The sequence below is a fragment of the Rhizobium sp. BK289 genome (assembly GCF_014193575.1).
GTDB lineage: Bacteria > Pseudomonadota > Alphaproteobacteria > Rhizobiales > Rhizobiaceae > Rhizobium > Rhizobium tropici_C.
The window spans coordinates 181,315-207,399 of the sequence record NZ_JACHZO010000011.1; the positions used below are offsets into that span (position 1 = coordinate 181,315).

General features: G+C 60.8%; 23 protein-coding genes and 1 tRNA gene. 11 read left to right on the top strand and 13 right to left on the bottom strand.

Annotated elements, in window-relative coordinates:
- Positions 1–320: 320 nt before the first annotated feature.
- The 6 genes from FHT84_RS21755 to FHT84_RS21780 form a co-directional block, all read right to left on the bottom strand.
- Positions 321–1,037 carry a Bax inhibitor-1/YccA family protein gene (locus tag FHT84_RS21755; protein ID WP_112341769.1) on the bottom strand — a complete coding sequence of 239 codons (717 nt, stop codon included), beginning with the start codon at positions 1,035–1,037 and terminating at the stop codon, positions 321–323.
- 22 nt (positions 1,038–1,059) lie between these two features.
- Entirely contained in the window at positions 1,060–1,827 is a 768-nt protein-coding gene (locus FHT84_RS21760) for an anti-sigma factor (RefSeq protein WP_113249501.1), read from the bottom strand.
- Entirely contained in the window at positions 1,814–2,353 is a 540-nt protein-coding gene (locus FHT84_RS21765) for a sigma-70 family RNA polymerase sigma factor (RefSeq protein WP_112341767.1), read from the bottom strand. The genes FHT84_RS21760 and FHT84_RS21765 overlap by 14 nt, the downstream gene beginning before the upstream one ends.
- Positions 2,354–2,417: 64 nt before the next feature.
- On the bottom strand, positions 2,418–3,341 hold the full coding sequence (locus FHT84_RS21770; RefSeq protein WP_113249500.1) for a bestrophin family protein: 924 nt from the start codon (positions 3,339–3,341) through the stop codon (positions 2,418–2,420).
- A gap of 123 nt (positions 3,342–3,464) precedes the next feature.
- Positions 3,465–4,217 carry a peptide-methionine (S)-S-oxide reductase MsrA gene (msrA, locus tag FHT84_RS21775; RefSeq protein WP_113249499.1) on the bottom strand — a complete coding sequence of 251 codons (753 nt, stop codon included), beginning with the start codon at positions 4,215–4,217 and terminating at the stop codon, positions 3,465–3,467.
- Between the two features lie 112 nt (positions 4,218–4,329).
- Complete coding sequence (locus tag FHT84_RS21780; protein ID WP_113249498.1) at positions 4,330–4,539, bottom strand: SlyX family protein; 210 nt, start codon at positions 4,537–4,539, stop codon at positions 4,330–4,332.
- Between the two features lie 234 nt (positions 4,540–4,773).
- On the opposite strand from FHT84_RS21780, the gene FHT84_RS21785 reads away from it, so the two are divergent.
- From FHT84_RS21785 to FHT84_RS21805, 5 genes are read left to right on the top strand one after another with little or no spacing between them, the layout of a single operon-like run.
- Positions 4,774–5,610, top strand: a complete 837-nt coding sequence (locus FHT84_RS21785; RefSeq protein WP_113249497.1) for a metallophosphoesterase — start codon at positions 4,774–4,776, stop codon at positions 5,608–5,610.
- Entirely contained in the window at positions 5,607–6,770 is a 1,164-nt protein-coding gene (locus tag FHT84_RS21790; protein WP_183765743.1) for an ABC transporter ATP-binding protein, read from the top strand. The genes FHT84_RS21785 and FHT84_RS21790 overlap by 4 nt, the downstream gene beginning before the upstream one ends.
- Positions 6,763–7,686 (top strand): sugar ABC transporter permease, encoded by a 924-nt coding sequence (locus FHT84_RS21795; RefSeq protein ID WP_183765740.1) that lies wholly within the window; start codon positions 6,763–6,765, stop codon positions 7,684–7,686. The genes FHT84_RS21790 and FHT84_RS21795 overlap by 8 nt, the downstream gene beginning before the upstream one ends.
- Positions 7,683–8,519, top strand: coding sequence for a carbohydrate ABC transporter permease (locus FHT84_RS21800; RefSeq protein ID WP_113249494.1), 837 nt, complete (start codon positions 7,683–7,685; stop codon positions 8,517–8,519). Before FHT84_RS21795 ends, FHT84_RS21800 begins: the two co-directional genes overlap by 4 nt.
- A 32-nt stretch (positions 8,520–8,551) precedes the next feature.
- Positions 8,552–9,817 (top strand): ABC transporter substrate-binding protein, encoded by a 1,266-nt coding sequence (locus FHT84_RS21805; RefSeq protein WP_112341759.1) that lies wholly within the window; start codon positions 8,552–8,554, stop codon positions 9,815–9,817.
- A gap of 71 nt (positions 9,818–9,888) precedes the next feature.
- Here the strand turns inward: FHT84_RS21805 and FHT84_RS21810 are convergent, their stop codons facing one another.
- Positions 9,889–10,872, bottom strand: a complete 984-nt coding sequence (locus FHT84_RS21810; protein WP_112341758.1) for a substrate-binding domain-containing protein — start codon at positions 10,870–10,872, stop codon at positions 9,889–9,891.
- A 237-nt stretch (positions 10,873–11,109) separates the two neighbouring features.
- On the opposite strand from FHT84_RS21810, the gene FHT84_RS21815 reads away from it, so the two are divergent.
- Positions 11,110–12,027, top strand: a complete 918-nt coding sequence (locus FHT84_RS21815) for a 3-hydroxyacyl-CoA dehydrogenase (protein ID WP_183765738.1) — start codon at positions 11,110–11,112, stop codon at positions 12,025–12,027.
- A 229-nt stretch (positions 12,028–12,256) separates the two neighbouring features.
- Here the strand turns inward: FHT84_RS21815 and FHT84_RS21820 are convergent, their stop codons facing one another.
- Positions 12,257–13,837, bottom strand: coding sequence for an aldehyde dehydrogenase (NADP(+)) (locus FHT84_RS21820; protein ID WP_183765735.1), 1,581 nt, complete (start codon positions 13,835–13,837; stop codon positions 12,257–12,259).
- Positions 13,838–14,063: 226 nt separating this feature from the next.
- Between FHT84_RS21820 and FHT84_RS21825 the strand changes: the two genes are divergently transcribed.
- A complete protein-coding gene (locus FHT84_RS21825; RefSeq protein WP_113249490.1) occupies positions 14,064–15,575 on the top strand; it encodes a mechanosensitive ion channel family protein in 1,512 nt (503 codons plus the stop codon).
- Here the strand turns inward: FHT84_RS21825 and FHT84_RS21830 are convergent.
- The 3 genes from FHT84_RS21830 to FHT84_RS21840 all read right to left on the bottom strand — a co-directional run bounded on the left by FHT84_RS21830 (position 15,572) and on the right by FHT84_RS21840 (position 18,591).
- On the bottom strand, positions 15,572–17,101 hold the full coding sequence (locus FHT84_RS21830; RefSeq protein ID WP_113249489.1) for a carboxypeptidase: 1,530 nt from the start codon (positions 17,099–17,101) through the stop codon (positions 15,572–15,574). The genes FHT84_RS21825 and FHT84_RS21830 overlap by 4 nt on opposite strands.
- Before the next feature lie 179 nt (positions 17,102–17,280).
- On the bottom strand, positions 17,281–17,985 hold the full coding sequence (locus FHT84_RS21835) for an isochorismatase family protein (RefSeq protein WP_246698674.1): 705 nt from the start codon (positions 17,983–17,985) through the stop codon (positions 17,281–17,283).
- 123 nt (positions 17,986–18,108) lie between these two features.
- Positions 18,109–18,591, bottom strand: coding sequence for a MarR family transcriptional regulator (locus tag FHT84_RS21840; protein ID WP_113249487.1), 483 nt, complete (start codon positions 18,589–18,591; stop codon positions 18,109–18,111).
- Positions 18,592–18,668: 77 nt separating this feature from the next.
- Between FHT84_RS21840 and FHT84_RS21845 the strand changes: the two genes are divergently transcribed.
- The 3 genes from FHT84_RS21845 (at position 18,669) to FHT84_RS21855 (ending at position 23,315) form a co-directional block, all read left to right on the top strand.
- Positions 18,669–19,532: a haloalkane dehalogenase gene (locus tag FHT84_RS21845; protein WP_112341751.1), complete on the top strand. Its 864-nt coding sequence runs from the start codon at positions 18,669–18,671 to the stop codon at positions 19,530–19,532.
- 148 nt (positions 19,533–19,680) lie between these two features.
- Positions 19,681–20,571 carry an amino acid ABC transporter substrate-binding protein gene (locus FHT84_RS21850; protein ID WP_112341780.1) on the top strand — a complete coding sequence of 297 codons (891 nt, stop codon included), beginning with the start codon at positions 19,681–19,683 and terminating at the stop codon, positions 20,569–20,571.
- Positions 20,572–20,753: 182 nt separating this feature from the next.
- The gene (locus tag FHT84_RS21855; RefSeq protein ID WP_183765732.1) at positions 20,754–23,315 is read left to right on the top strand and encodes an FAD-dependent oxidoreductase; all 2,562 of its coding nucleotides are present in this window, start codon (positions 20,754–20,756) and stop codon (positions 23,313–23,315) included.
- 3 nt (positions 23,316–23,318) lie between these two features.
- Here the strand turns inward: FHT84_RS21855 and FHT84_RS21860 are convergent, their stop codons facing one another.
- A complete protein-coding gene (locus FHT84_RS21860) occupies positions 23,319–24,227 on the bottom strand; it encodes an alpha/beta hydrolase (RefSeq protein WP_113249554.1) in 909 nt (302 codons plus the stop codon).
- Between the two features lie 236 nt (positions 24,228–24,463).
- Between FHT84_RS21860 and FHT84_RS21865 the strand changes: the two genes are divergently transcribed.
- Complete coding sequence (locus FHT84_RS21865; RefSeq protein ID WP_183765729.1) at positions 24,464–25,237, top strand: class I SAM-dependent methyltransferase; 774 nt, start codon at positions 24,464–24,466, stop codon at positions 25,235–25,237.
- 238 nt (positions 25,238–25,475) lie between these two features.
- On the opposite strand, the gene FHT84_RS21870 is transcribed toward FHT84_RS21865, so the two are convergent.
- Positions 25,476–25,552: transfer RNA gene (locus FHT84_RS21870), tRNA-Met, on the bottom strand.
- Between the last annotated feature and the right edge of the window lie 533 nt (positions 25,553–26,085).

Genomic DNA, 26,085 nt, shown 5'->3' on the forward strand with positions numbered 1-26,085 from the left:
CACCTGACGGACGAGAAACCGCATATCTCCAATGATGAAAGGCCCGATGGCAGCAGATCTGCGCTATCGGGCCTTTTCTTTGGACGGTGCTCTCCTGGTCCGGCGCCTTCCCCTTGCCGCCCCGCGGCGAAGGTGATTTTGCGAGCGGTTCAGCCAAGTTGGCTCGCCCCCCAAAAAGGTTGCGCCTGCAGTATCGGCGCAGATACTGCAGGCGCGTCATGCGTCTCAACAAGCCCCCAGGGAGACGCATTCCCGGAGCATAATCACCGAAGGCGTGGAGTGCCCTTCAGCTCAGATCATGCTCAAGCGATTAATTCCAACTATTCCCGTTCACCCGTGAAGTTCAGCAGCAGTTGGAAGATGTTGACGAAGTTCAGGTAGAGCGACAGGGCACCGAAGACGGCGAGCTTCTGTTGCGATTCCTGATCATAGTTTTCGGCATACTGTTCCTTGATGTTCTGCGTATCCCAGGCGGTCAGGCCGACGAAGACGACGATGCCGATGATCGAGATGGCGAACTGCAGCGCGCTCGAACCCAGGAAGATATTGACGATGCTGGCGATGATGACGCCGAACAGGCCCATCATCAGGAATGAGCCGATGTTGGAGAGATCACGCTTCGTCGTATAGCCGTAGAGGCTGGTCGCGCCGAACATGGTCGCGGCGATGAAGAAGGTACGCGCGATGCTCGTGCCGGTGAAGACCAGGAAGACGGAGGCCAGCGACAGGCCCATGACCGCGCAGAACGCCCAGAACATCATCTGCGCCGTGCTGGCAGACATCGACTGGATGCGGAACGAGAAGAAGAATACGAAGGCAAGCGGCGCCAGCATGACGACCCACTTCAGCGGGCTCTGGAAGATCGGCACATAGAGCGCCGGCGTCGTGCCGACGATCAGCGCGACGATTCCCGTCACAACAAGGCCGATACCCATGTAGTTGTAGACGCGCAGCATATGCCGGCGCAGCCCCTCGTCGAAGAGCGCCTGCGAGCCGGCGGCGGCTCCGTAGCCGTATCGCGGATTGGTCGGGTTCATGGTCGTTCTCCTTTAATTCGAACTAGTAGAGGCTTCGGGCAAGCTGTTCGGCATCGCCGTCGAGCTGGCTCGCCTGGCCATTGCCGATCAGCGCATAGGCGACTTCACCGATCTGCCAATAGGCAGCCTGGACATCGTCACGCTTGACGTGACTGACGTCCTTGACGGCGAATGTGCCCGGGCGGACGGCAAACAGTGACAAATGCCCATCCTTGCCAGCATCGACCATCATTTCGACGCTTGGACCGAACTCGGACGGATAGATCTGCGCGTCGGTGACGCGCCAGCCACCCGGCAGCTCCGGCAGGACGATCGCCGTCGACGCGCGGATTTCCTCGGGATTGTAATTCGCGACCGACTGCTGCTTGATCTCTTCGCGTACCGCCGTTGTCTTGTAGGCGCGTACTGCGTCATCGACAAAAGCCGGCGGCCGTGTCGACGCGCTGACTTCGCTTGCCGTGAAGGCGCCGAAGGATGTATGCGCGACCCAGCCGGTCGTCACCAGTACGGCAATGGCCGCGACGCGCTGAAAAGAACTCAGCATGCGTCCATAGGCCAGCCCGCGCTCCAGCCGCCGGGCAGCTTCGCGCGTTTCGGCGCGGACGACATGGCCTTCTCCGGCCAACGCCATGCGCAATTCACCGCGGATACTCATATCGGCCATCACCTTGGCCGCGATCTCGGGGTGCTCGGAGAGATAGGATTCCACCTCGACACGGCGTGCGAGCGTCAGCTCGCCATCGACATAGGCGTCGAGATCGGCATCGATGATCGGATCAACGATTTTCATTGCCGCCTCCCTCGATAAGCCTGAGATGTGAAACTTTGGAGGTCGCCTCTTCGAAAGAGCGTAAGCTCGCCCTTGCCCGCGCGATGCGGGACATCAGCGTGCCGACGGGAATGCCAAGCGCTGATGCCGCCTCCTGATAGGAGAGATCCTCGATCGCCACGAGATGCAGCGCCTCGCGCTGCTCCTCAGGCAGACTGAAGAAGGCTTCGCGGACCTGGCTCAAGCGCACCGTATGATCCTGCGATGCCGGCAATACCGGCTCAAGTTCGGCCGCAGCCTCCTCGTGACGGCGGTTCTGCGATTTCGTCTGGCGCAGGCGGTCGATATGCACATTGTGCAGGATCGACAACAGCCAGGTGCGCAGATTGCCGTCGCGTCGGAAGGATGCCTTGCGCTCATAGGCCTTGACCAGCGCGTCATGCACCAGATCCTCGGCCTCGTCCGCATTGCGCACGAGCGAGCGGGCATAACGTCTCAGCGAACCGAGCTGCCCCAAAACATCGAATGTGCGTCCTTTGCGTTCCATACACCTATATACGGAAGCACTCCGGATTCTATTCCATCGCTCGACGAATATTTTTGCCGATTTTTTACATCAGCAGGAAATCTTTGGGTTGCGGCAGCGGCGGCAGGTCGGTTTCCCCAAGCGCTTCGCGCAGATTGATCTCGATCGTATCCGCAAGCGCGCCGATGGCGAGCGCATTGGGACGCTTGCCGAAAGGGTCTTCCAGCTCGTCGCCCAGCGCATCGAGACCGAAGAAGGTATAGGCGATAAGGGCCGTCACGAAGGGCGAGCCCCAGCCGAGCGTATCGACATAGCCGAAGGGAAGCAGGAAACAGAAGAGATAGGCGGTGCGATGCAAAAGCAGCGTATAGCCGAAGGGCAGCGGCGTGTTGCGCAGCCGCTCGCAAGCAGCCTGCACCGCCCCCATCTGGCCGATCGTGATATCCAGCATCTGATATTGGATATCGGAAATCACACCCGATGCTTTCAGCCGCGCGAGATCGGCGGACATCAGGCGCAGAATGAGATCAGGCTTGTTGCGGGCCGCATGGTAGAATTCCGCCTCGCTTGGAGCAAGCAAGCGCAGCACCTTGCCCTCGTCGCTGCCGGGCCGCAGAAGACAGACCAACGCCTGCGCGAAGGCCATGGTCAGGCGCAGCAGGTTTTTGCGCGCCTCGACACCCGCACCGCCTTCACTCTCCAGCACCAGCGTCTGCCGGGCGAAGCCGCGCGCGAGCTGGACGAGTTGTCCCCAGTCGCGCCTCCCCTCCCACCAGCGGTCGTAGCAGGCATTGTTGCGGAAACCGAGGAAGATCGAAAGCGCGATGCCGAGCAGCGAAAGCGCCGAACCGTTGAAAGAGACGATGAGGTTCGGTCGCTCCTCATGACCCCAGACGATCAGTGCCGATAGCAGAAAGATGGCGATGATCTGCGGCAGAATGCGCCGAATGATCGACCCACGAAGGATGAAGAAAAGCTGGAAGAGATTCGGCCGGTCGCGGACGATCATGACGAAACGCACTCTCGATGACTATCTGGTGAAGCAGAAATACACCAGACACACCGGGAGTAACGAGCATTTCTTGCAAGGCGGCCCTGACCGGCGGGCATCGCTCGCCGGTCAGGCAGACCATCATTTCGCGCTCACGCTTGCCGTGACCAAAACCGGGTCGGCGCGATAATCCCCAGGGAAGAGATGCTGCAGGTTCTTGATCTTCGGCAGGTCGTTGATGACAATATAGGGATAGCTCGGATGCGTCGTCAGGAAATCCTGATGATAGGCCTCGGCGGCATAGAATTGCCGAGCGGGCTCGATCTTGGTGACGATCGCGGCGTCGAAGACCTTGGCATGGTTGAGCTGGTCGATATAGGCCTTGGCGATATCGGCCTGTGACTGGCTGGTCGGGAAGATGGCTGAACGATATTGCGTGCCGGTATCCGGGCCCTGACGGTTCAGCTCCGTCGGATCATGCGCTACCGAGAAATAGATCTGCAGCAGATGGCCGTAGCTGATCTTATGGGGATCGAAAACGATTCGCACGGATTCGGCATGGCCGGTATCGCCCGAGCCTACCATTTCATAGTGCGCAGCATTCTTGCTGCCGCCGGTGTAGCCGGATGTGGCGCTGATCACGCCGTTGACGTGCTGGAAAACGCCCTGAACGCCCCAAAAGCAGCCGCCCGCAAGCACCGCGGTCTCCGTATTGGCGGAGGATGCCTTTTCATCCATGCTCGGCGCGGGAATGACACGGGCGTCCTCGGCAGAGGCGCGACCGACAAATTGCAGCGCAACGCCGCCAAGCAATATCGCCATCGCCGCAAAGCCAGCCAAGCGGGTGACGCGCGCTGAATAAATGCGAATCGTGTCTGTCGATAGAGTCTTCATGACGATTTCCTCTCGACCGCGATTATAAATGCTCCGGTCATAAGGAAATACGGGAAGACAGGGATTTTTGTTACACACGCCCGCGTGTAACACCGAAACGTGAACGAGGCCCTTAGTAATGCGGCGGCTTGGTAATGGCCGGCGCGTCGAGCGACTGTTCCTCCAGCGTCAGAAACCGCTCGGTCAGCCGATCAAGTTTCTGCCGCGTCTGCTCCACTACCTTCCATTGCTCGGCAATCTGATCGGAAAGTTCCTCGATCGTCTTGGCCTGGTAGGCGACGGTTTCCTCAAGTTTGATGATGCGGCTCTGTTCGTCTGACATGTCTGATCCCTTTCGCAACGATCTACAGCACCGGTACCGCCGCGTACAGTCCTTCCATTCCGCATGAGGCAAGCGGCAGCGTCATTTGACGGTGATGTGACAAAACTGAAAAACAGCTGAAAACACCTGTTACCTGACTGACATGGGGCCCCTCTAAAGAGAGCGCAGAGACGCGCCGGTTTGAGGGCAATCCCTTCCGCAGGCGCACCATTCTGAAGACTTCGGAGAAGCGCCTTGAAGATCATCCAGATCACCGACACGCATTTGAGCCCCAACAAGCCGCATTTCAACGGCAATTGGGAGCCGCTGGCGAAATGGATCGAGGCAAGCGGCGCCGATCTTGTCATTCATACCGGCGATCTCAGCGTCGATGGCGCCGACAAGGACGAAGATCTCCTCTTTTCCATGGATCTGATGCGCCAGATTTCCGTGCCGATGCTGATCGTGCCCGGCAACCACGATGTCGGCCACCTGCCCGGCTCCTATCAGCCCGTTAATCCCGAGCGGCTGGACCGCTGGCGCCGCCTCGTCGGTCCTGACTACTGGGCGAAGGATATCGGTAACTGGCGCCTGATCGGCCTCAACAGCCTGCTGATGGGCTTCGAGGATGCCGAAGAGCAGAAGCAGTTCGACTGGCTGCAGGAAAAGCTCGAAAGCCGTGGCGAGCGCCGCATCGCCCTCTTTGCCCACAAGCCGCTCTTCGTCGATGCGCCCGATGAGGGCGATACCGGCTACTGGAGCGTGCGCCCCGCCCAGCGCCGCCGGCTCTACGATCTGATCGCAACCCATGACGTCGCCCTCCTCGGCAGCGGCCACCTGCATTGGACCTGGGAAGGCCGCTTCAACGATACGAAGCTGGTCTGGGCACCACCCGCAGCCTTCATCCTCGGCGAGATGGAGCGCGAAATGCCGGGCGAACGGCTGATCGGCGCAGCGATCCATGAACTTGGCGAGACGGTCTCGACCGAGCTCGTCGCCGTACCCGGCATGACCGCCTACTTCCTCGATGATGTCGTCATGGAAGTCTATCCGCAGGCAGCACCGAAGGCAAAGAAGGAGCCGGCCGAATGAGTGCGCTCTCGCTTCGCGGCATCGCCAAATCCTTCGGCGGCAACGCCATCCTCAAAGGCGTCGATCTTGATGTTCAGCCCGGCGAGTTCATCGCCTTGGTCGGCCCGTCCGGCTGCGGCAAGAGCACGCTTTTGCGCATCCTCGCCGGCCTTGACCATGCCGACAGCGGCGAAATCATCCTCGGCGGCAGCGACGTTTCCGGCGTCGCCGCGGCGGATCGCAATATCGCGATGGTCTTTCAGTCCTACGCGCTCTATCCGCACCTGACGGCCTCGGAAAACATTGCCGTGCCGCTTGCCATGCGCCGCCTGTCGCGCGTGCAGCGCCTGCCTTTCATCGGCTCGCTGATCCCCGGCCAGCGCGCGACTCGCGCCGGCATCATCCGCGATGTCCGCGAAATGGCCGTCTCGCTGAAGATCGATCACCTGCTCGACCGCAAGCCTGGCCAGATGTCCGGTGGCCAGCGTCAGCGCGTGGCGCTCGCCCGCGCCATGGTGCGCCGCCCCGCCGTCTTCCTCATGGACGAGCCGCTTTCCAATCTCGACGCCAACCTGCGCGTCCATGCCCGCGGCGAGATCGTCGATCTGCATCGCCGCGCCGGAGTGCCGACGGTCTACGTCACGCATGACCAGGCCGAGGCGCTGTCGATGGCCGACCGCGTCGCCGTCATGATCGGCGGCCAGCTGCTGCAGCTCGCCTCGCCGCAGACGATCTATGACGACCCGGCCCATGTGGAAGTCGCCCGTTTTGTCGGTCAGCCGCGCATCAACCTTTTGCCGGCGCTCGCCGAAAACGGCATCGTCGCCTTCGGCGGCATCCGGCTGGCGCTCGAAGACAGTGCCTTTGCCGGCAGGAACGTGACCCTCGGCATTCGCCCGGAATTCGTGCAGCTCTCCCAGGGCCGTCAGGATGCGCTCGCCGCCCATATCGAGCGGATGGAATTCCTCGGCTCCGAAGTCATCCTCTATGCCAAGCTCGATGCCATCGGCGAAACCATGGTCGCCAAGCTCGCACCGGCGGAAGTCGCCGGCCTATCCGCCGGCATGCCGGTTGCGCTGACGCTCACGGCCGAGCAGGCCTTGGTCTTCGCCGAAGACGGCCGCCGCCTGCGCGCGAGCCCGACGACCGTCGACGCCACGCGGGAGAAGGCGCATGGCTAGCATTGCCCTCACCTCCTTGCCGATGCAGGCTGCCGCGGCCCGCGAGCGCAGCGAAGCCCGTACGGCTCTCCTCTTCGCCCTGCCCGCCATCGTCCTGATCGTGCTCTTCATCATCGTTCCGATCATTGCCGTCGTCGTGCTCGGCTTCACGGATTTCCAGCTCGGCGACAAGAGCCTGCGTTTCGTCGCCTTCGAGAACTACGCGCATCTGCTTCGCGACCGCGCCTTCATAAAGTCGCTCTGGAATACAGCGACCTATACCGCCATCGTCGCACCCGTCTCGATCGTGCTCGGCCTCGGGGTCGCATTGCTGATCGAAAGCGAAGGCATCGGCCGCAGCTTCTTCCGCACGGCCTACTTCCTGCCTGTTGCCTCGCTGATCGTCGCAATGGCGACCGTCTGGCAATATCTCTTCCATCCGACGATCGGTCCGATCAACGCGCTGCTCGGCGAGATCGGCGTGCGCGGACCGAACTGGCTCGGCGCCTCGGCGACCGCGCTCTACAGCCTGTCGATCATCGGCGTCTGGCAATCTGTCGGTTTCAACATGGTGCTGTTTCTCGCCGGCCTTACCGCCATCCCGCGAGAACTCTACGCCGCAGCTGAAGTGGATGGTGCAAAGTCGTCATTCGACCGTTTCTGGCTCGTCACCTGGCCGATGCTCGGACCGACGACGCTCTTCGTCACCACAATCAGCATCATCAATGCGGTGAAGGTCTTCGATACCGTCAAGGCCCTGACAGACGGCGGCCCGAACCATGCTTCGGAAGTGCTGCTTTTCACCATCTACCAGGAAGGCTTCGTCTATCTCCGCGTTGGTTATGCCTCGGCGATGACCACGGTGTTTCTCTCCATCCTCGTGGTGCTGACCTTCCTGCAATATCGCGTCCACGACCGGCAGGTGCATTACACATGACCTCGACAGGCTTCACTCCCGGCCGCATCCTGCGCCTCTCTCTGCTGATCCTGGGCTCGCTCATCTTCCTCGCGCCCTACATCTTCATGATCTCGACCGCCGGCAAGGCGCAGGACGATATCTTCACTTCGGCGCTAAAGCTGATCCCGACGCATTTCTATTACGTCGAGAACATCGCCAAGGCACTGAGCAAGGTTTCGATGGGCACGCTGCTGTTCAACGGCGTCTTCGTCTGCGGGCTGATCTTCTTCTTCCAAGTGCTGATCGCCATCCCCTGCGCCTATGCCATGGCGAAGCTGAAGTTTCCGGCCGCCCGCACGATGATGGTTCTCGTCATGCTTGGGCTGCTGGTTCCGATCCATGCGACGGCGCTGCCGCTCTATGTCGGCTTCAACAGCCTGTCGCTGCTGAACAGCTACGCCGCCCTGGTCGCGCCCTTCTCGATCTCGGTCTTCGCGATCTTCATGTTCCTGCAGTTCTTCCGTTCCATGCCCGACGATCTGATCCATGCCGCCCGACTCGACGGCATGTCTGAAATCGGGATCGTCGCCCGCGTCATCGTGCCGAATGCCTGGCCGGCGGTCACGGCTTTCGCGATCTTCTCGGTCGTCGCGCACTGGAACGACCTCTACTGGCCGCTGATCGTCATCACCAAGCAGGAATATTTCACGCCGCCGCTGGGCCTCATGTATTTCCGCGCCGCCGAAGCCGGCGACGACTACGGCGCGCTCATGGCGGCAACCCTCATCATCACCCTTCCCCTCGTCGCGGCATTCCTTCTGGCTCAGAAGCGTTTCGTCGAGGGCATCACCATGACCGGTCTCAAAGGATGACCGGTTCGAAATTTGAAAACGGAGAACGAGCGATGAAGCATATCACCCAGATTCTCGCCGCCGCGGCCATTTCGATGGTCGTGACGGTCCCGGCCTATGCCGAAACCACCCTGACGGTTCACTATCCCATGCCCGGCTTCTTCAAGAACGTGATGGACACGATCTCGAAGAAGTTCATGGAAGAAAATCCCGACATCAAGATCCAGTTCGCCGCTCCTTCGGCCACCTATGAGGAAGGCATCCAGACTATCCTGCGCCAGGCCGGCACCAGCGAGATGCCGGATGTCACCTTCATCGGCCTCAACCGCCTGCGCATGATCGACGAGCGCAATGTCGCCGTCGACCTCGGCCCTCTCGTCAAGAAAGAGGGCAACATGGCCGAGAAGGGCTTCTCGGACACGATCCTGAAGCTCGCCCAGGTCAAGGGCAAGCAGGTCGGCCTCGCCTTCGCGACGTCCAACCCGATCATGTATTACAACGCCGACCTGGTGAAGGCTGCCGGCGGCAATCCGGACAACCCGCCGAAGACCTGGGATGAGGTCATCACGCTTGCCGGCAAGATCAAGGCGCTCGGCAACGGTGTCGACGGCATGGACTTCCGCTGGCAGGGCGACGACTGGATGTTCTCCGCCCTCCTCTTCGGCGCCGGCGGCAAGATGCTGAGCGACGACGAGACGAAGGTCGCCTTCAACGGTCCCGAAGGCCAGAAGGCCGTCGAACTGATCCAGCGCTTCGTCAAGGAAGGCGGCATGCCGGTCTTCACCAAGGCTGCCGGCGAACAGGCTTTCGCTGCCGGCAAGGTCGGCTTCGAATTCCAGACGACCGGCGCGCTCGTCAACACCATCAAGAATGTCGGCGCCAAGTTCGACCTGCGCACCGCCAAGCTGCCGCTGATCGACCCGGTCAATGGTCGCCTGCCGACGGGCGGCAACGCCGTCGTCATCCTGACCCACGACCCGGTCAAGGAAGAAGCCGCCTGGAAATTCGCCAAGTTCGCCGCCGGCCCCTATGGCGCCTCGGTCGTTGTTCCCGGCACCGGCTATGTTCCGAACAATGAGCTTGCTGCCAAGTCGGCCGAATATCTTGGCGATTTCTACAAGAAGAACCCGCTGTTCCAGGCCGGCCTCAGCCAGATGTCGATCATGGTTCCCTGGTATGCCTTCCCGGGCTCCAACGGCGTCAAGGTTACGCAAACCATCGTCGACAACCTCTCACGCATCGTCGACGGCTCGGCCGCTCCGAAGGAAGCGCTCGACGACGCCGCTTCCGACGTCGAAGGCCTGCTGCCGCGCAGTTGATCTTTCGAACCCATCTGAACGATCCGCGCCGCCTCTTAACAAGAGGCGGCGTTTTCATATGCAAAGGGATGTCAGGATTGGAGAGTGAGATCGCGCACTGTGCCGCCCGCACGCAGCCGATAGGGTACACTCAGATGACGCGGCGGCGCGGCATTCTCAGCCATATCGAGCAGCAGCGAGGCGGCCGCCGCCCCGATCGTCCCATCCGGAATTTCGACGGTCGTCAGAGAAACTTCCCCTAGAAAACCAAGGGAAATCCCGTCGAAGCCGGCGACGGAAATATCGCGCGGGATCGAAAGACCCTGGCGCCGAAGCGCACCCATGACGCCGAGCGCCAGAAGATCGTTGGAAGCGATGATCGCCGTTGGGTTAAACCGCGAAATAGCATCAGAAAGATCGAGCTGCTCGAGGTTATTCACGAAGGAAATCTCCAGGGCATCGAGAGGCTGTTGCCCCGCCGCCGTCATCGCCCTGACATAGCCTTGATAGCGCAGTTTCGCCCGATCCGATGCCGAGAAATGCCCTGATATGAATAGGATGCGGCGGTGTCCCTTGCCCAGGAGATGCTCGGTCAGGTCCCGGCCCGCACCGAAATTGTCGGTCGCGACCGCAGCTGTGAAGCGGCTGGTCGGAAGATTTCCAAGCAGCACAGTCGGCGGCAGGGCGGATGACAGAACAAAACTGCGCTCGGGATCGCAGAGTGTCAGGATGAGGCCAGTCGGCTGCTGCTGGAGCAGCGAGACGACGGCATCGACCTCCTGTGCCGGATCGTAGTTCGATTGGGCGATCAGCACGCTATGCCCGGCATGCAGCGCCCTGTTCTGGATACTGGATAGAGATGCGGCGAACACGGGATTGGTGATGCTCGGAATAAGCACCCCGATCGCCGGCCGGCCGGTGCCGGTACGCCCACCCGCCCGATAGCCAAGCTCCGCCGCCGCCCGGCGCACGCGCCGCACCATCTCGTCGCTGACCGGACCACTGCGATTCATCACCCGGCTGGCGGTCGCGACGGAACAGCCGGCGCGAAAGGCGATCTGCTGGAGCGTCGACATGATATCAATCACCTCCGGCTTCGGTTTCAGCCCTATGGGACTATCGGGGATTTATATCAGGCCGATGACACTTATTTGACAGGTCTCCGCGCGCACCGCGACAATCCGGCCCTTGATCTTTGCTGCAGCGCAGCAGATGGTCGTTACGATCGCAGCGGCGAATGATGTTGTCATCAACCGATGCCATGATTGCCGCGCTGTGATCCGCAGATCCGCTCCCTTTGAAAGGATGCTCTCATGTCAGAAGCAGAAGCACGGACGCCTGCCACCACCGACCAGACCGAAAGACTGTTCTTCCTCGATATCAACGACGGACGAATTCTTTCCTCCGCCATCGACGGCACCGATCTCAAGCTCATCGTCCAGCGGCAAGGCCGCAGCCCCGACGGCATTCTCGTCGACAGCGAGAACGGCTGGATCTATTGGACGGAAATGGGCAGCGACTACAACGCCCATGACGGCTCCATCGAGCGCATGGACCTCGACGGCGGCAACCACATCACATTGATCCCGCCAGGCAGCACGCTCGTCACGCCGAAGCAGATCCAGCTCGACCGCGACAACGGCAAGCTTTATTGGTGCGACCGCGAAGGTATGCGGGTGATGCGTGCCAATATCGATGGCAGCGATATCGAAACCCTGGTGCAGAATGGCGACAGCCCGGAAGACAGCGCCGATATCGAACGCTGGTGTGTCGGCATCGCGCTCGATCTGCCGCTCGGCCAGATCTACTGGACCCAGAAGGGACCGCCTGATGCCGGCCTCGGCCGCATCTTCCGCGCCGGCATCAATATACCGGCCGGCGAAACCGCGACGAGCCGCAGCGGCATCGAAATCCTGCTGGACAAGCTACCGGAACCGATCGACCTCGAACTGGATCTTGCCACCCGCACGATCTACTGGACCGACCGCGGCAATCTCCCGCGCGGCAATACCGTTAATCGCGCCCAAATGGATGATCTCGCAGCAACCTCCGAAGTCGTCCTCGAAGGCCTCGACGAAGGTATCGGCCTCTCGCTCGATCTCCCCAACAACCGCATGTTCTTCACCGACATCGGCGGCAATCTCTATTCCGCCAGCCTCGACGGCTCGGGCGAGCGCGAACTTCTTCACCATGCCGGCTCATTTACCGGGATTGTTTACGCTGAGATTTGAGGTTTGAAATCGACTTCATGCCTGCCGTGGCGCGTTGGGGCCGACCCTCTTCCTTCGAGGGTCGCTCCTTCGCTAAGCTCGGTCACTCCCACCTCAGGATGGGGGCGGAAAAGGCCGCTCACTTGAAACGATTTGTACTTAGCTTCGCCTGAAAGAAAAGATTAGCCCTCACCCTGAGGAGAGTCCGAAGGACTCCTCGAAGGGCGAGGGCGGATGAGGCTCTGATCAGTTACTTGCGCACGCCATCCAGCAGATGCGGCAGCGACTTCACCCCATCGTCACGCAGCTCAGACGGCAGCAGTCCTTCCGGGAGATCCTGATAGGAGACCGGGCGCAGGAAGCGGCGGATGGCGAGTGTGCCGACCGAGGTGGTGCGGCTGTCCGAGGTCGCCGGGAAAGGCCCGCCATGCACCATGGCATGGGAGACTTCGACGCCGGTCGGCCAGCCATTGGCGAGAATACGCCCGGCCTTGCGTTCCAGCACCGGCACCAGCTTGGCGGCCGTGGCATAGTCATCCGCTTCGATCTGCAGCGTCGCGGTCAGCTGGCCCTCGAGTTTTTCCGCAACGGCGATCATCTGATCGACATCCTTGCAGCGCACGAGAAGGCTTGCCGCGCCGAAAACTTCGTGGCCCAAGCGCTCGTCGGCTAGGAACTCCTGCGCTTCTGTCTCGAAAAAGATACCCGGGCTGCGATTGACGCCTTCAGCCGGCGCGCCGTGAGCGACGGTCTTGACAGCCTCATGCTCGGCCAGCGCGGCAACGCCCTTGTCGAAGGCGGCGTGAATGCCTGGTGTCAGCATCGGCGCGGGCGCACGGCCGGTCAGGGCACCGCTGGCGGCCTGGACGAAGCGGTCGAGATCGGGGCTTTCGATTGCGAAAAGCAGGCCTGGATTGGTGCAGAACTGGCCGGCACCGAGCGTCAGGGAATCGATGAAGCCCGTACCGATCGCCTCGGCGCGTGCTGCAAGAGCGGCCGGGAACAGGAAAACGGGGTTGACGCTGCTCATCTCGGCATAAACAGGGATCGGCTCCGGCCGGGCCGCGGCAATGGCGCCAAGCGCCAGGCCGCCACCACGCGAGCCGGTGAAGCCGACGGCCTTGATGCGCGGATCGCGCACCAGCGCCGCACCGGTTTCGTTGGCACCGGTCAGCAGCGAGAAGGTGCCCTCCGGAAGACCGGATGCAGCGACGGCGGCGCGGATGGCGCGGCCGACCAGTTCGCCCGTGCCCGGATGGGCAAGATGGCCCTTGACGACGACCGGGCAACCGGCGGCAAGAGCCGAAGCCGTATCACCACCGGCAACCGAGAAGGCGAGCGGGAAGTTGCTGGCACCGAAGACGGCAACCGGGCCGAGCGGGATCTGGCGCAGGCGCAGGTCCGGCCGCGGCAACGGCTTACGCTCCGGCAGTGCCGGATCGACGCGCAGATCGAGCCACTCACCGGAGCGAACGACCTGGGCAAACAGCCGCAGTTGGCCGACGGTGCGGGCACGCTCGCCCTGCAGACGCGGCACCGGCAGGCCGGTCTCTTCCGTTGCCCGCTCGATCAGAGCATCGCCGATCTCCATGATGTTGTCGGCGATCTTTTCGAGGAATGCCGCACGCTGCTCGGGGCTGGTCGCACGGTAAACGTCAAACGCCTGCGCCGCCAATTCACACGCTTTGGCAACGTCGCTCTCGCCGGCGATCGCAAAGGCCGGCTCCAGGTTTGCGCCGGTTGCCGGGTTGATGGCACGCACGGTTCTATTGCCGCCGGTGGAATCTGAGCCGATCAGCAGATCGCCGCGAATCTCGAAAGACTGTGTCATGGGTATTCCTTAAGGATGTCAGAGCGCTGAGGATTGCGCGCCACGAGAGCAGATAGCAGGATGGGATGACAGTTATAAGATGATAATCGTCATCTAATTATCAAGGTACAAGTGCTGAGATCAAGGCATCAGCGTCAATTAATCATACTTTATCTGCATATGGTATTGCAGCCCCTTTCATGCCAATTTAGCAGCCATCCGAAAGACCGAGTGCGGCCAAGCCCATATGTCCATTGCACTTCTTGGTGATCCGATCGTCCAGTTCTGTATCCTGGTTGTCGTCGGCACATTCGTTAGCCGCGTCATGCTGCGTCACCAGCGCGCTGGGCGTCTGATCGGCCAGATCGCCTTCTTCGTCTGCCTGACCGTGCTTTTGCTTTATCATGGCATCGTACCCTATGAGCCGAGCCCGCCGCAGGATTCCGTGACGCTGCGCACCTTTGTCGGCTTTGCCAAGATCGTCTGGTGGATCAACGGCGCATGGGTGCTGATCGCCTTCGTGCGGCTCTTCCTGATCTTCGAGCGCAAACCGCGCGAAGGCCGCCTGCTACAGGATCTGATCGTCGGCATCATCTATCTGGGCGCCATTCTCTCCATTGTCGGTGATGTCTTCAGCGTTCCGATCGGGACACTGATCGCGACATCGGGCGTCTTCGCCATCATTCTCGGCCTTGCCTTGCAAAGCACGTTGAGCGACGTCTTTTCCGGCATCGCACTCAACCTTGGCCGCCCCTATACCGTCGGCGATTGGATCGTTGTCGACAATGATATTCAAGGCCGCGTCGTCGAAACGAACTGGCGGGCGACGTATCTCCTGAGCGGCACCAACGATCTGGTCGTTATTCCCAATAGCGTCCTCGCAAAGACACGGCTCACCAATCTTTCATCGCCCGATGAAAGTCACGGCGCCATCGTCACCGTGAGAATCCAGCCGACCACGCAGCCACGCGTCGTCGCAGACGTCATGCAGAATGTGCTGATCAGCTGCAATTCCATCCAGAAGACGCCCGAACCTTCGGTCGCCATCAGCTCGATCGATGAACAGGCCATTGAATTGCAGCTTTCCTTCCGCGTGCGCGAGATATCTCTGGCGACAGCAGCCAAGAACGAGATCTACGATCTCCTCTACCGCCATGCGAAAGCAGCAGGCCTGAAGCTCGCCGGCCCTCCCGGCACGATCACCGTTGCGGCGGAACACGCGGCGGAAACCGTCAAAGAACAACAGAACCCCGGCACGCCATGGCGATTGCTCAACAACATCCCGCTTTTCGCTTCGCTGACCGAGGACGAAAAGGAGCATCTGGCGACAAACATGCAGCGCCGCACCTACCACAAGGATGCCGTGATCGCCGAACAGGATGCTCGCCTACGCGCGCTCACCATCGTCCGTTCGGGCGTCGTCAGCATCACCCGTCGCGAAGGACATCGGCAAATCGAGCTGACGCGGCTCGCTCCGGGCGACTATTTCGGCGAAAACGGCCTGCTGATGGGCACGGGCGAAGTCGGGACGGTCCGAGCCCTGACCTTTGTCGTCACCTATGAAATCGGTGAGGATTGCCTGGCGCCCTTGCTGCATGACAGGCCCGCGCTCGCCGAGGAGCTCGGCGCCATCATGGCGAAACGCATCGAGGCCGAGCAGCATCTCTTCGCCAATGCCGATATGCTGGTCCATGGCACACCCGTCAGCACGCTGAGTTCGCGTATCAAGCATCTCTTTCAGCTACAGCAGCACGACTAATTCGACTTTGCCGATGGCGCCGCCTGAACCTGCCCGGCATAAAAGGCCTTGGCATCCATCGTGAACTGCTCGCGTGACGCCGGTCGCGTGTAGAACATGTGACCGCCGCGATAGAGCTTCAGCGCCACGCGATCGGCAAGGGCCTGCGGCATATGGTCGAGCACATATTTGTTGACGCCGAAGGGGATGACGAGATCGCTGTATCCCTGCCCCACCAGAACCCGGAAGGATGGCGACAGCGACAACAGCTCCTTGAGATCGTCGGTGGCACCGGCGGTTGATCGAGAGCCGCCGTTCCGCCCGCCCCATTTCCACTCCCTGTTCACTGCTCCCGACAGCAGCGTGTAGGTCATGTCCGTGTGGAAGCCTAGCTCATCGCGGGCATAGCTCGAAAAGGCACCGCCATAGGCACGGACGAAACCGTCTAGAACCGGATCGCCGCCATGCTCAGCCTCCGATTGCGGATAGGGATCCGGTGCCAGAAAGGAGGCGTCATAGGCACTCGCTATATCCCCACCGTTCCCATCGGAATGTTTGCGGTAGACCCCACTGAGAAAACCCTGGTTCCTGGCGACGACATCTTGCGGTATGCCGGTCAGCTTCGCTACCCGGCCATAGAAGGCTCGGCCGGCATCGCCCGATGGCGGCGGCCCGGCGAGCGCGGGCAGATAGTCATTCAAGGCGAAGGCCTGCGCATCCTGGATCGCTTTCTCGCTGAAGGCATTTTGCCGTTCCAGCTCGGCTGCCGCCAGCGAAGCCAGCTCCAAGGCCGCACTGAGCGCATCTCCACTATCACCAAAGACGAACCGGCCCTCCAGCAGAGGCGAGAGCATGACGATGCCGGAAATCAGGATGCCCTGATCCTCGCGCAGGCTGTTGGCGACCTTGACCGAGCGAAACCCGCCATAGCTTTCACCAAGAATATATTTCGGTGACGAGGCGCGGCCATTATGGCCAATGTAGAGCGCGATCGCTTTGGCCAGGCTTTCGGCATCGCTGTCGACGCTATAGAAATCATTCTGATCATCGGGCTTGGCAGTGCGGCTCCAGCCGGTACCGATCGGATCGATCAGCACGAGATCGGTAAATTCGAGCCAGCTTTGCGGATTGTCGACCAGCTTGGCATTGGCGCCATCGCGACCGTCCGGACCAAAATCGACGATGCGCGGGCCGACGAGCCCGAGATTGAGGAAGGCCGAAGCCGCGCCCGGCCCACCGTTGAAGATGAAGGTCACGGGCCGGTTCGCATCCCGGTTCTTGGCGACATAGGCGGTGTAGAAGACTGCCGCGCTACGCTGGCCATCCTGGCCGAAGAGGTCGAGTGTGCCCGCCGTTGCCGTATAGGGTATGGTCTTGCCATCCGCATTGAGCACATGGTCGCTCACGGCATCCGGCGGCAGGAGCGAAAGCACGCCACTGCCACCAGCGGCGGCATTACGGCCTTGCTCGGGCGGTGCGGCGGATGCGGTTGCCGATATCAGCGAAAAAGCCAGCACCAGGCCGGGAACCATCTGGCGAAAAGACATGAAATCGTATCCTCCGAGGGTTCGTCGCATAGAGGTTATTGCCGGCGATACTATGTCACAGACGACAACCACCGAAACTCAAGAGATGTTGATCGATGGATCATCGAGCGCGGCACTTTTGGAGAATGGCGCGCTTGGAAGCCTGCTGGCCGGCCGGCTGCAGGGTAAACCGCGGCGGATCAGAACCTGATCCGGTCGATGCTGGTCAGCGCCGTCTTCTGCGCGACGCCGGGTGCATTGACCATGTGCCAGGCCACATATTGCTCGCCGTAGAGCTCGGTCGACGACATGCCGTCGACGGGAAGCACGATATTCATGCCGTTGAGCGCTGCGTCCGTTGCGGTGTCCAGCACCGCACCCTCCGCGGCCGTGCCTGTCACGATGACGGTCTTGATGCCCTTGTCGGAAAGAATGCTGCGCAGGTTGGTGCCAATGAACTTGTCCGGCCCGGATTTGACGACCGGCTCGCTTGCCAAGGGCGCCAGCGCGGTCGCGATATCCTGTGCCTGGCCAACGCCCGCCAGACTGAAAACGACGAGCATCTCCTTGGCGCGGGCCTGATCGAGCAGGGTTTTCACCTTGGGCACGGAAGCGAGGCAGCGCGGCTTTGTATTCTTGTTGCAAGGCCCCTTGGTCGGATCCTGCGCGCCGTTGAAATCGAGGATCAGCAGCGCCGTCGTCTTCGGATCGACGGTAACGGTCTTCAGCTCCGGCGGCGCCGGCGGCTTCACAGTCTGCCATTCGTCGATGATCGTCTGCGCTGCCGCCGGCGACGGGAAGATGGCGCTGAGGCCTGCACAAAGAACTGCAAAACTGGCACATAAGACAAAACCTGCTCTGCCTATCGCGCCGCCTCCGTATCGAAGTCCATTGCTCCTGTGCATCAGCGTCCTCATGAGTTTGACGATGGTGCAGGATTGATAGGCGAGAAAACGCGCGGGCGTAACGAAACTCTTCGTGATGGTCTCGCGGTGTGTTCTGCCGACGCCATGAGCGGCGGGAGCCGCCTATGGGCCTGTATCGCCCATTGGGCCTTCGTCATTCCTGTCGCCGCCGCGCAGCTTTCCCAGCAGGCTCTGCAGGGCTTGCTTGAGCGCATCGATTTCTTCCGAACCAGCCATGTCAGACCAGCGCTGATCCACCAGCCGGCCGGCTGCCATTGCGACAGGCCGCACTCCCCTGCCGCGTTCGGTCAGGAAGACCAGCCGTGCACGTCGGTCGTTGGGATCTGGGCGTCGTTCGACGTAACCAAGCCGCTCCAGCTCCTCGACCGCCTGCGTCATCGTCTGCTTGCGGACATGCGCAAGCCGGGTGAGTTCGCTCACCTGGATTCCTTCCGGGCGCATGAAGGTGAAGACATTGGCATGCGATGGTCGGATATCGTCGAAGCCTGCTTTTTCGAGAGCTGCATCGACATCCTGCGCCCAATGCTGGTGAACGAGCCGCAGCAGCAAGCCCAGTGACAGATGTGTCGGAACGCGCTTTTCCATGAGATATAGACAGGTACCTGACCAATGTGATAAATAGTCAGCTACCTTACCATTTCTCATCAGGAAGGGATACCCGCGTGCCCTCACTCAATGTCCTGGACTCGACGATCTTCTACGAGGATGCCGGAACGGGGACACCCTTCGTCTTCCTGCATGGCAATCCCACCTCCTCCTACCTTTGGCGGCATGTAGCGCCCGCGATCGCCACGCCTGCCCGCCGTCTTGCCCCCGATCTCATCGGCATGGGCCGGTCCGGCAAGCCCGATATCGCCTATTCATTTGACGACCACGCGCGCTATATCGAGGCTTGGTTCGACGAACTCGCGCTCGATGATGTCGTATTGATCGGCCATGATTGGGGTGGCGCTCTCGCCTTCGACTGGGCGACCCGCCATGCCGAGCGCGTGCGCGGCATCGCCTTCATGGAAACGATCGTGAGGCCGATGACCTGGGAGAATCTCCCAAATGCGCGTCCTCGCTATGAAGCGCTGCGGACGGCCGGGGTCGGCGAAACCAAGGTGCTGGACGAGAATTTCTTCATTGAACAGGCTCTGAGGGCCACCGTTCTCAAAGGATTGAGCGAAGAGGATCACGCCGTTTATGCCGCCCCCTATCAAACGCGCGAAAGCCGCCGGCCGCTGCTGGCCTGGCCACGCTCGATGCCGATCGAAGGCGAGCCGGCCGATGTGATCAGGCGTATCGAGACCTACGACGCCTGGCTTGCCGAGAATGCCGATGTCCCCAAATTGCTGCTCACCTTCGAAGGTCCGCCCGAGACGCTGTTGATCGGCGAGCCTATGACAGCCTGGTGTCGCGCAAATATTGCCAATCTCGACGTTAGGAATTGCGGACCGGCCAGGCACAATGCACCGGAAGATCAACCTGAAGCCATTGCCGCCGCGATTTCCGACTGGGCGGATCGCCACGCCTTGTTCGGATAAACATCTGGCCTTCCGGCGCACCACAGTTTCCGCCACTCCTGCTCGACAGGAAAGACCGGGGACAATCCGCCGTTGACAAAAACCTGACAGCCCATAATCTGCGCCTAAGCCCTTGCGATTGCCTATTTTTCTTTTGGAGATCGGGATGATGCCGGCGAATTGCATGAGACGACTGGTTCTGGCAGGCATTCTCCTCGGCATATCTGCCTATACGGCAGCGGCAGCACAGACGCTCGACCGCATCGCCCAAAAAGGCACGATCCGCATTGGCTACATCAGCGACGAAGAACCCTTCTCCTTCAAGAAGAAGGACGGCAACCCGACGGGCTATGCCATCGACCTCTGCGGCAAGATTGCCGATGCCGTCGGACGCAAGGTCGCCAATCTGAAGCGCGACTATGTCGAAACCGCACTCGCCGATGGCTTCGACGCGGTGAAGAGCGGCCAGATCGACCTTCTCTGCGGCGCCCTCACCATCAATCTCGGACGGCGTCAGAGCGTCGACTTCTCGCAGCCGATCTTCATCACCGGCGCCAGCGCCCTGCTGCGCAAGGATTCGCCCGATTATCTGATGACTTTGTTCCTCGACAAGCGACTGGCGCAAGTCTCCGCCAAACCCGCCCCCGCAACGAGCACGATCGGCGTTCGCGCCAACACGACGACGGGCGCGACCCTGCGTGAAGCGCTAGGCTCCGACGTGCCGAAGACGCGGATCGCCGAGTTCGCCACGCATCAGGACGGCCTGGTCGCGCTCGAAAACCACAAGATCGATGCCTATTTCGCCGATCGCGCCCTGCTCTTCGATCTCGCTTCCCATGCCCGCAATCCGTCCACGCTCGCCATCGGCAACCGCCTCTTCACGCATGAGCCCTATGGCATAGCGCTCCGGCAAGACGATTCCGCCTTCCGCCTCCTCGTCGATCAGACGCTAACCGAGACCTACCAGTCGGATGATTTCGCCAACCTGCTGACGACCTATTTCGGCGAGGAAGGCCCGATCCTGCGTCGCGAGATCATGATGCAATCCATCCCGCAATAAACGCCCCCGAGGCGATGCCGTCGCCTTTGCGACATGATCACTTGTAACTACGGGCGCGATGTCTCGATGGGAAACGGCCTTGCAGTCGTCGTGCAAGCATCTTGAATATGTCGTAGACAGGCTCTGGTCGGCGTCGCACACATCATAAAATCCGTCTCCAGTATCAATCAGGGTCGCACGAAATGGCAGTATTTCCTCAAAAGGCGAAGGTCGTAATCATCGGGCTTGGCGGCATCGTCGGCGCATCGATCGCCCACCATCTGATCGAGCGCGGCTGGGACGATATTGTCGGCATCGACAAGTCCGGTATCCCGACGGATATCGGCTCGACGGCGCACGCCTCCGACTTCTGCTACACGACCAGCCATGATTTCCTTTCCTGCTGGACGACCCTCTACTCCATCGATTTCTACGATAACCTCGGCCACTATGCCCGCGTCGGCGGCCTGGAAGTCGCCCGCGTCGGCGATGACGACCGCATGGCGGAAATCAAGCGCAAGGTGACCTCGGGCAAGGCCTTCGGCACGCGCGTGAGCCTGGTCGACCCCGCAGAGATCAAGGAAAAATTCCCGCTGATCGAGGAAAGCATGGTCCAGGGCGGCATGTGGGACCCGGATGCCGGCCTCGTCATACCCCGTTCGCAGACCGTTGCCGGCAAGCTGATCGACCAGGGCGAAAAGAGCGGCAAGCTGCAATCCTTCGCCAATACGCCGGCCCAGTCGCTGATTGTCAAAGACGGCCGCATCAGTGGCGTCGTCACCCATCGCGGCACGATCGAAGCAGACTATGTCATCGTCTGCGCCGGTCTCTGGGGCCGCCTGATCGCCGAAATGGTCGGCGAAGACCTGCCGGTCATGCCGGTCGACCATCCGCTGACCTTCTTCGGCCCCTACAACGAGTTTGCCAACACCGGTAAGGAAATCGGTTTCCCGCTGATGCGCGACCAGGGCAACTCCGCCTATATGCGCGACACTGGCGACCCGAAGACCGCCGAAGGCGGCCAGATCGAATGGGGTTACTACGAAGAGAAGAACCCACGCCTCTGCCATCCGCGCGACCTCCTCGAAAAGCATGAGGCCCGTCTGTCGCCGTCGCAGCGCGACCTCGACATGGAACAGATCATCGAGCCGCTCGAACGCGCCATGGAACTGACGCCGATCCTCGGCGAACTCGGCTACAATGAAGGCCACTCCTTCAACGGCCTCCTGCAGGTCACGACCGATGGCGGCCCATCCGTCGGCGAAAGCCAGAAGATTCGCGGCCTCTGGTATTGCGTCGCCATCTGGGTGAAGGATGGCCCCGGCTTCGGCAAGCTGGTCGCCGACTGGATGACGGACGGCCGCACGCCGATCGACCACAACCGGATCGATTATTCCCGCTTCTACCCGCATATGCTTGAAGAGAAATTCATCGAAGGCCGCTGCACCGAGGCGGCCCAGAAGATCTATAACCCCGCCGTCCACCCACGCGAACCCTATGCCACCGGCCGCAACATCCGCCGCTCGCCCTTCTATGAGCGGGAAAAAGAGCTCGGCGGCTATTTCATGGAGCTTGGCGGCTGGGAGCGCGCGCATGGCTATGCCGCCAACGAGCACCTGCTCGAAAAATACGGCGACCGCATCCCGGTGCGCGAAAACGAATGGGACAACCGCCATTTCTGGCGCGTCTCCAATGCCGAGCACCTGGCGCTGAGCGAAGATTGCGGCATCATCAACCTCTCGCACTTCGCCATGTACGACATCGAGGGCCCCGATCATGTCGAGCTGCTGGAATGGCTCTGCGCGGCCAAGATCGGCGGAGAGGCCAATATCGGCAAGGGCATCTACACCCACTTCCTCGACGACGAGGGCATGGTGCGGGCCGATTTCACCGTCATCCGCATGGCCGACCGCTGCCGCCTGATCGACGGCGCCGACGCCGGCCCGCGCGATTTCCACTACATGCGCCGCGTTGCCCAGGATAAGGGTTTCGACGTCACCATCACCGATGTCACCGAACGCTATGTCACGATCGGCATCTGGGGACCGAATGCCCGCACCAACCTGCAGAAGGTGGTCGAGCACCCGGAAAGCCTCTCGCACGAAAACTTCCCCTTCGCCGCGATCAAGCAGATCCGCATCGCCGGCAAGAACGTCACGGCATTCCGCATCTCCTATGTCGGCGAACAGGGCTGGGAACTGCACATGGCCTATGGCGATGCGCTGGCCGTCTGGGATGCGCTGCGCTCGACCGGCGCCATCGCCGTCGGCGTCGAGACCTATGCCAACAGCCGCCGCATGGAAAAGAGCCTGCGCCTGCAGAATGCCGACCTGCTGACGGAATATAATCTTCTCGAAGCCGATCTCGGCCGCCCGAAGGTCAAGGAAGCCGATTTCCGCGGCAAGGCCAAGCACCTCGAATACCGCGCCCGCGAACACCAGCCGGCCATGCTCTGCACGCTTGTGATGACCGACAACATCGACTCCAACGGCGTTGCCCGCTACCCCGTCGGCATCCTGCCGGTCATGGATCCCGAAACCGGCGAAACCCTGGTCGATGAGCTCGGCCGCCGCTCCTTCACCACTTCGATCGCCTACGGCCCGACCATCGGCAAGAATATCGCACTCGCCTATCTCCCCTGGTCCTATGCGCAGGAAGGCCGCAAACTGAAGGTCGAATATTTCGGCGAAACCTACCCGGTCGAAGTCGCCGGCGTCGGCTACAAGCCGCTCTATGACGCAGAGAACCTGAAGCCGAGAAGCTGATCTTTAACGACCGGAAAGCGAGGTCATGCCTGGCTTTCCGGTTGTCTGTCGGGCCGTGTGATCGATGATGGCCTGCACGATCTCGTCAATGTCGCGCTCGTGGATTTCGTGCCCTCCACCCTCGATCCGGTGCAGCCGCACATTTCGCACGACCTTGGTGAAAGCCTCGCCATGCCCTATGGGAAACAGCGGATCGGCTGACCCGTGGATCGCAAGGACCGGCAGCTTGATATCGGAAGCGTGAAGCCTTGCTGGCCTTTCTTCGCTCACAAGCGTGAAATGGTTCGTAGCACTGGCAAATGACGGCGCCCGCGCCATGTCGCGGGCGATCAGGGCACTTGCGGCATCAGGATCGTGCGGATGCCGGGTGCCGGCAAGCATGGCCGTCTCGCGGCGCAGGAAATCGGCAATGGCCTCGAGTTTGGACCAATCGACTGCTTCGGCCGAACTGGAATGCTCCTGATAGGCCTTGGTCGAGGAAGGCAAGCCCTCGACGCCGAGCGGTGATGTGCTGATCAGCGTGAGGGTCCGCACACGCCGGGGATGGCGCAACACGACCTCCTGTGCAACGGCGCCGCCCATCGACATGCCCACCACATGCGCCGTTTCCAATCCGTAGCCGTCGAGAATGGCGATGGCATCGTCGGCCAAGTCGCTGAACGAATAATGGGGTTCGCCTTGCGGATAATGTGTCGAGAGGCCCGTATCGCGCTGGTCGTATCGGATCACATAGCGCTGGCGGGCGGCGAGCGCCTCGCAGAACCTGTCCGGCCACCACAGCATCGAAGCCATCATTCCCATGATCAATATGATGGGCGGGCTGGAGGGATCACCGAAAGCCTGGGTCTGCAGTTTCGCTCCCTTGACCTCGATTGACGTCTCGGTGGCTGCGAACGATCTCGTTTCTGCCATGACAAAACCCATCCGATTGCGAATTGCAACTGGATTCATATTGCATAACCGATTTTATTATGCAATCAGTTTTATGAGGCTGCAACACGGGGCATCGACGTCCGTCGGAGCAGTTCCAGAAAAGCGTCCAGCGGTTTTTCATCCGGAATTGTGTGAGAACAATGGATTGGAGTTGTTCGAGGGTCTTGCGAGAACTGCGCGCAATAGCGATCGAGACGAGATGAGGGAGGCTTGTAGTGCTGCAATGTGCTGATTTTTACGACGCTGAACTATCACGGCATAACCTGCATTTGCGAGCCGCCGCCCGCGTCCGGACGCATGACCGGATACTCGATATCGGCTGCGGCGCTGGACAAACCACTCGCGAAGCAGCTCTTGCCGCAACACAAGGCAGCGCGGTCGGCGTGGACACGTCCGCCGAGATGCTTGAGATTGCCCGCCAACGCAGCGCCGAAGCCGGATTGGGCAACATCAGCTTCGAACTGGGTGACGCACAAACTCACGACTTTCCAGCTGCCGGCTTCGACCTATGCATCAGCCGGTTCGGCGTCATGTTCTTTGCAGATCCGCCGGCGGCATTCACCAATATCGCCCATGCAATGCGCCCGGGTGGACGCATCGCCTGGATGGTATGGCAAAACCAGGAGCGCAACGAATGGTCTGGCGCAATTCGGAATGCGCTAGCTCCAGGGAGCAGAATTCCAGAAAATGCCGGCAAGCCGTTTTCGCTTGGCGATCCCACCATAGCCAAAGAGCTGTTAAGCACCGCCGGCTTCACCTCGATCGACTTCACCGAGGTGAAGGAACCGGTGTTCTATGGGGCTAATGTCGATGCCGCCCTTGATGCCCTTGCCGGTCTCTATATGGTCAAGGACGCGCTCATGCACACCGATGAGGCACCCGACCGGCCACTGCAGCGGCTGCGTGATCTACTGGAAGCGCATATGATCTTCGGAGGCGTGCTGTTCAACTCCCACGCATGGATCATCACCGCTGAGCGAGCCCGTTGACTGAGCAGCCCCTCGCCTCTCCCGGCGAAAGCACTACAACGCAAATCTAGGAACGCTCGCTTGTGCCTTTGCACCTTTGATATTGTGTGTATTGGGAACGCTTGGTTCCGTGTTGATGCTTTGTTTTGCGCGTTGCGTTGCGTGGTTTGGTTATGCTTGTTTTGGGGGCTGATTGGTTGGATGCTTTCGGCGTTGGCAGAACGCAAAAAGCCCGCTTGAAGCGGGCTTTTTTTGTAATTGGTTGCGGGGGCAGGATTTGAACCTGCGGCCTTCAGGTTATGAGCCTGACGAGCTACCGGGCTGCTCCACCCCGCGTCACCAGCGTAAACCCGAAGGGTTTATCGCGGTTGCGTGAACCGCTATGCGGTTCATGCTTCATCCGGGCAAATCTGCAGGATTTGTCCCTTGTTCCCAGCGTAAGCCGCGTTGTGGCTTATCGCGTTACCGACGCCAATCGCGGAGCGATTTGTCGTCTTATCCAGCGCAAATCGCGGAGCGATTTGTCGCGTATTCCCAGCGTAAGCCGCGTTTGGGCTTATCGCGGTTGCGCAAACCCGAAGGGTTTGCCGCGCCCTTGGCCCCGTATTTCGGGTACGTCGGGGTAATTTCCTGGCTCCAGAAGCGGCAAAGGCCGCATGAGCGGCCTATTGTAGCACGGCTTGGGCCGTCTGTGTGATGAGAAGATTTTATGAGGCATAGATTGCTTGAGCAATTTAGCCTGACGCATAAACCGCTGAAGCGGTTTAGCGTGACGCATAAATCGATTTCATCGATTTAGCGTGGAGTTGCGATTAGCAGACCTGGCAGCGACCTACTCTCCCGCGTCTTAAGACGAAGTACCATGGGCG

What these genes read in the sequence shown, in the direction of transcription:
- FHT84_RS21840 (WP_113249487.1), bottom strand. Translation starts at nt 18,591, where the DNA reads ATGGAAAAGCGCGTTCCGACACATCTGTCACTGGGCTTGCTGCTGCGG.
- FHT84_RS21810 (WP_112341758.1), bottom strand. Translation starts at nt 10,872, where the DNA reads ATGTCGACGCTCCAGCAGATCGCCTTTCGCGCCGGCTGTTCCGTCGCG.
- FHT84_RS21855 (WP_183765732.1), top strand. Translation starts at nt 20,754, where the DNA reads ATGGCAGTATTTCCTCAAAAGGCGAAGGTCGTAATCATCGGGCTTGGC.
- FHT84_RS21815 (WP_183765738.1), top strand. Translation starts at nt 11,110, where the DNA reads ATGTCAGAAGCAGAAGCACGGACGCCTGCCACCACCGACCAGACCGAA.
- FHT84_RS21835 (WP_246698674.1), bottom strand. Translation starts at nt 17,985, where the DNA reads ATGCACAGGAGCAATGGACTTCGATACGGAGGCGGCGCGATAGGCAGA.
- FHT84_RS21770 (WP_113249500.1), bottom strand. Translation starts at nt 3,341, where the DNA reads ATGATCGTCCGCGACCGGCCGAATCTCTTCCAGCTTTTCTTCATCCTT.
- FHT84_RS21820 (WP_183765735.1), bottom strand. Translation starts at nt 13,837, where the DNA reads ATGACACAGTCTTTCGAGATTCGCGGCGATCTGCTGATCGGCTCAGAT.
- FHT84_RS21800 (WP_113249494.1), top strand. Translation starts at nt 7,683, where the DNA reads ATGACCTCGACAGGCTTCACTCCCGGCCGCATCCTGCGCCTCTCTCTG.
- FHT84_RS21825 (WP_113249490.1), top strand. Translation starts at nt 14,064, where the DNA reads ATGTCCATTGCACTTCTTGGTGATCCGATCGTCCAGTTCTGTATCCTG.
- FHT84_RS21830 (WP_113249489.1), bottom strand. Translation starts at nt 17,101, where the DNA reads ATGTCTTTTCGCCAGATGGTTCCCGGCCTGGTGCTGGCTTTTTCGCTG.
- FHT84_RS21850 (WP_112341780.1), top strand. Translation starts at nt 19,681, where the DNA reads ATGCCGGCGAATTGCATGAGACGACTGGTTCTGGCAGGCATTCTCCTC.
- FHT84_RS21790 (WP_183765743.1), top strand. Translation starts at nt 5,607, where the DNA reads ATGAGTGCGCTCTCGCTTCGCGGCATCGCCAAATCCTTCGGCGGCAAC.
- FHT84_RS21795 (WP_183765740.1), top strand. Translation starts at nt 6,763, where the DNA reads ATGGCTAGCATTGCCCTCACCTCCTTGCCGATGCAGGCTGCCGCGGCC.
- FHT84_RS21760 (WP_113249501.1), bottom strand. Translation starts at nt 1,827, where the DNA reads ATGAAAATCGTTGATCCGATCATCGATGCCGATCTCGACGCCTATGTC.
- FHT84_RS21780 (WP_113249498.1), bottom strand. Translation starts at nt 4,539, where the DNA reads ATGTCAGACGAACAGAGCCGCATCATCAAACTTGAGGAAACCGTCGCC.
- FHT84_RS21805 (WP_112341759.1), top strand. Translation starts at nt 8,552, where the DNA reads ATGAAGCATATCACCCAGATTCTCGCCGCCGCGGCCATTTCGATGGTC.
- FHT84_RS21860 (WP_113249554.1), bottom strand. Translation starts at nt 24,227, where the DNA reads ATGGCAGAAACGAGATCGTTCGCAGCCACCGAGACGTCAATCGAGGTC.
- FHT84_RS21765 (WP_112341767.1), bottom strand. Translation starts at nt 2,353, where the DNA reads ATGGAACGCAAAGGACGCACATTCGATGTTTTGGGGCAGCTCGGTTCG.
- FHT84_RS21755 (WP_112341769.1), bottom strand. Translation starts at nt 1,037, where the DNA reads ATGAACCCGACCAATCCGCGATACGGCTACGGAGCCGCCGCCGGCTCG.
- msrA (WP_113249499.1), bottom strand. Translation starts at nt 4,217, where the DNA reads ATGAAGACTCTATCGACAGACACGATTCGCATTTATTCAGCGCGCGTC.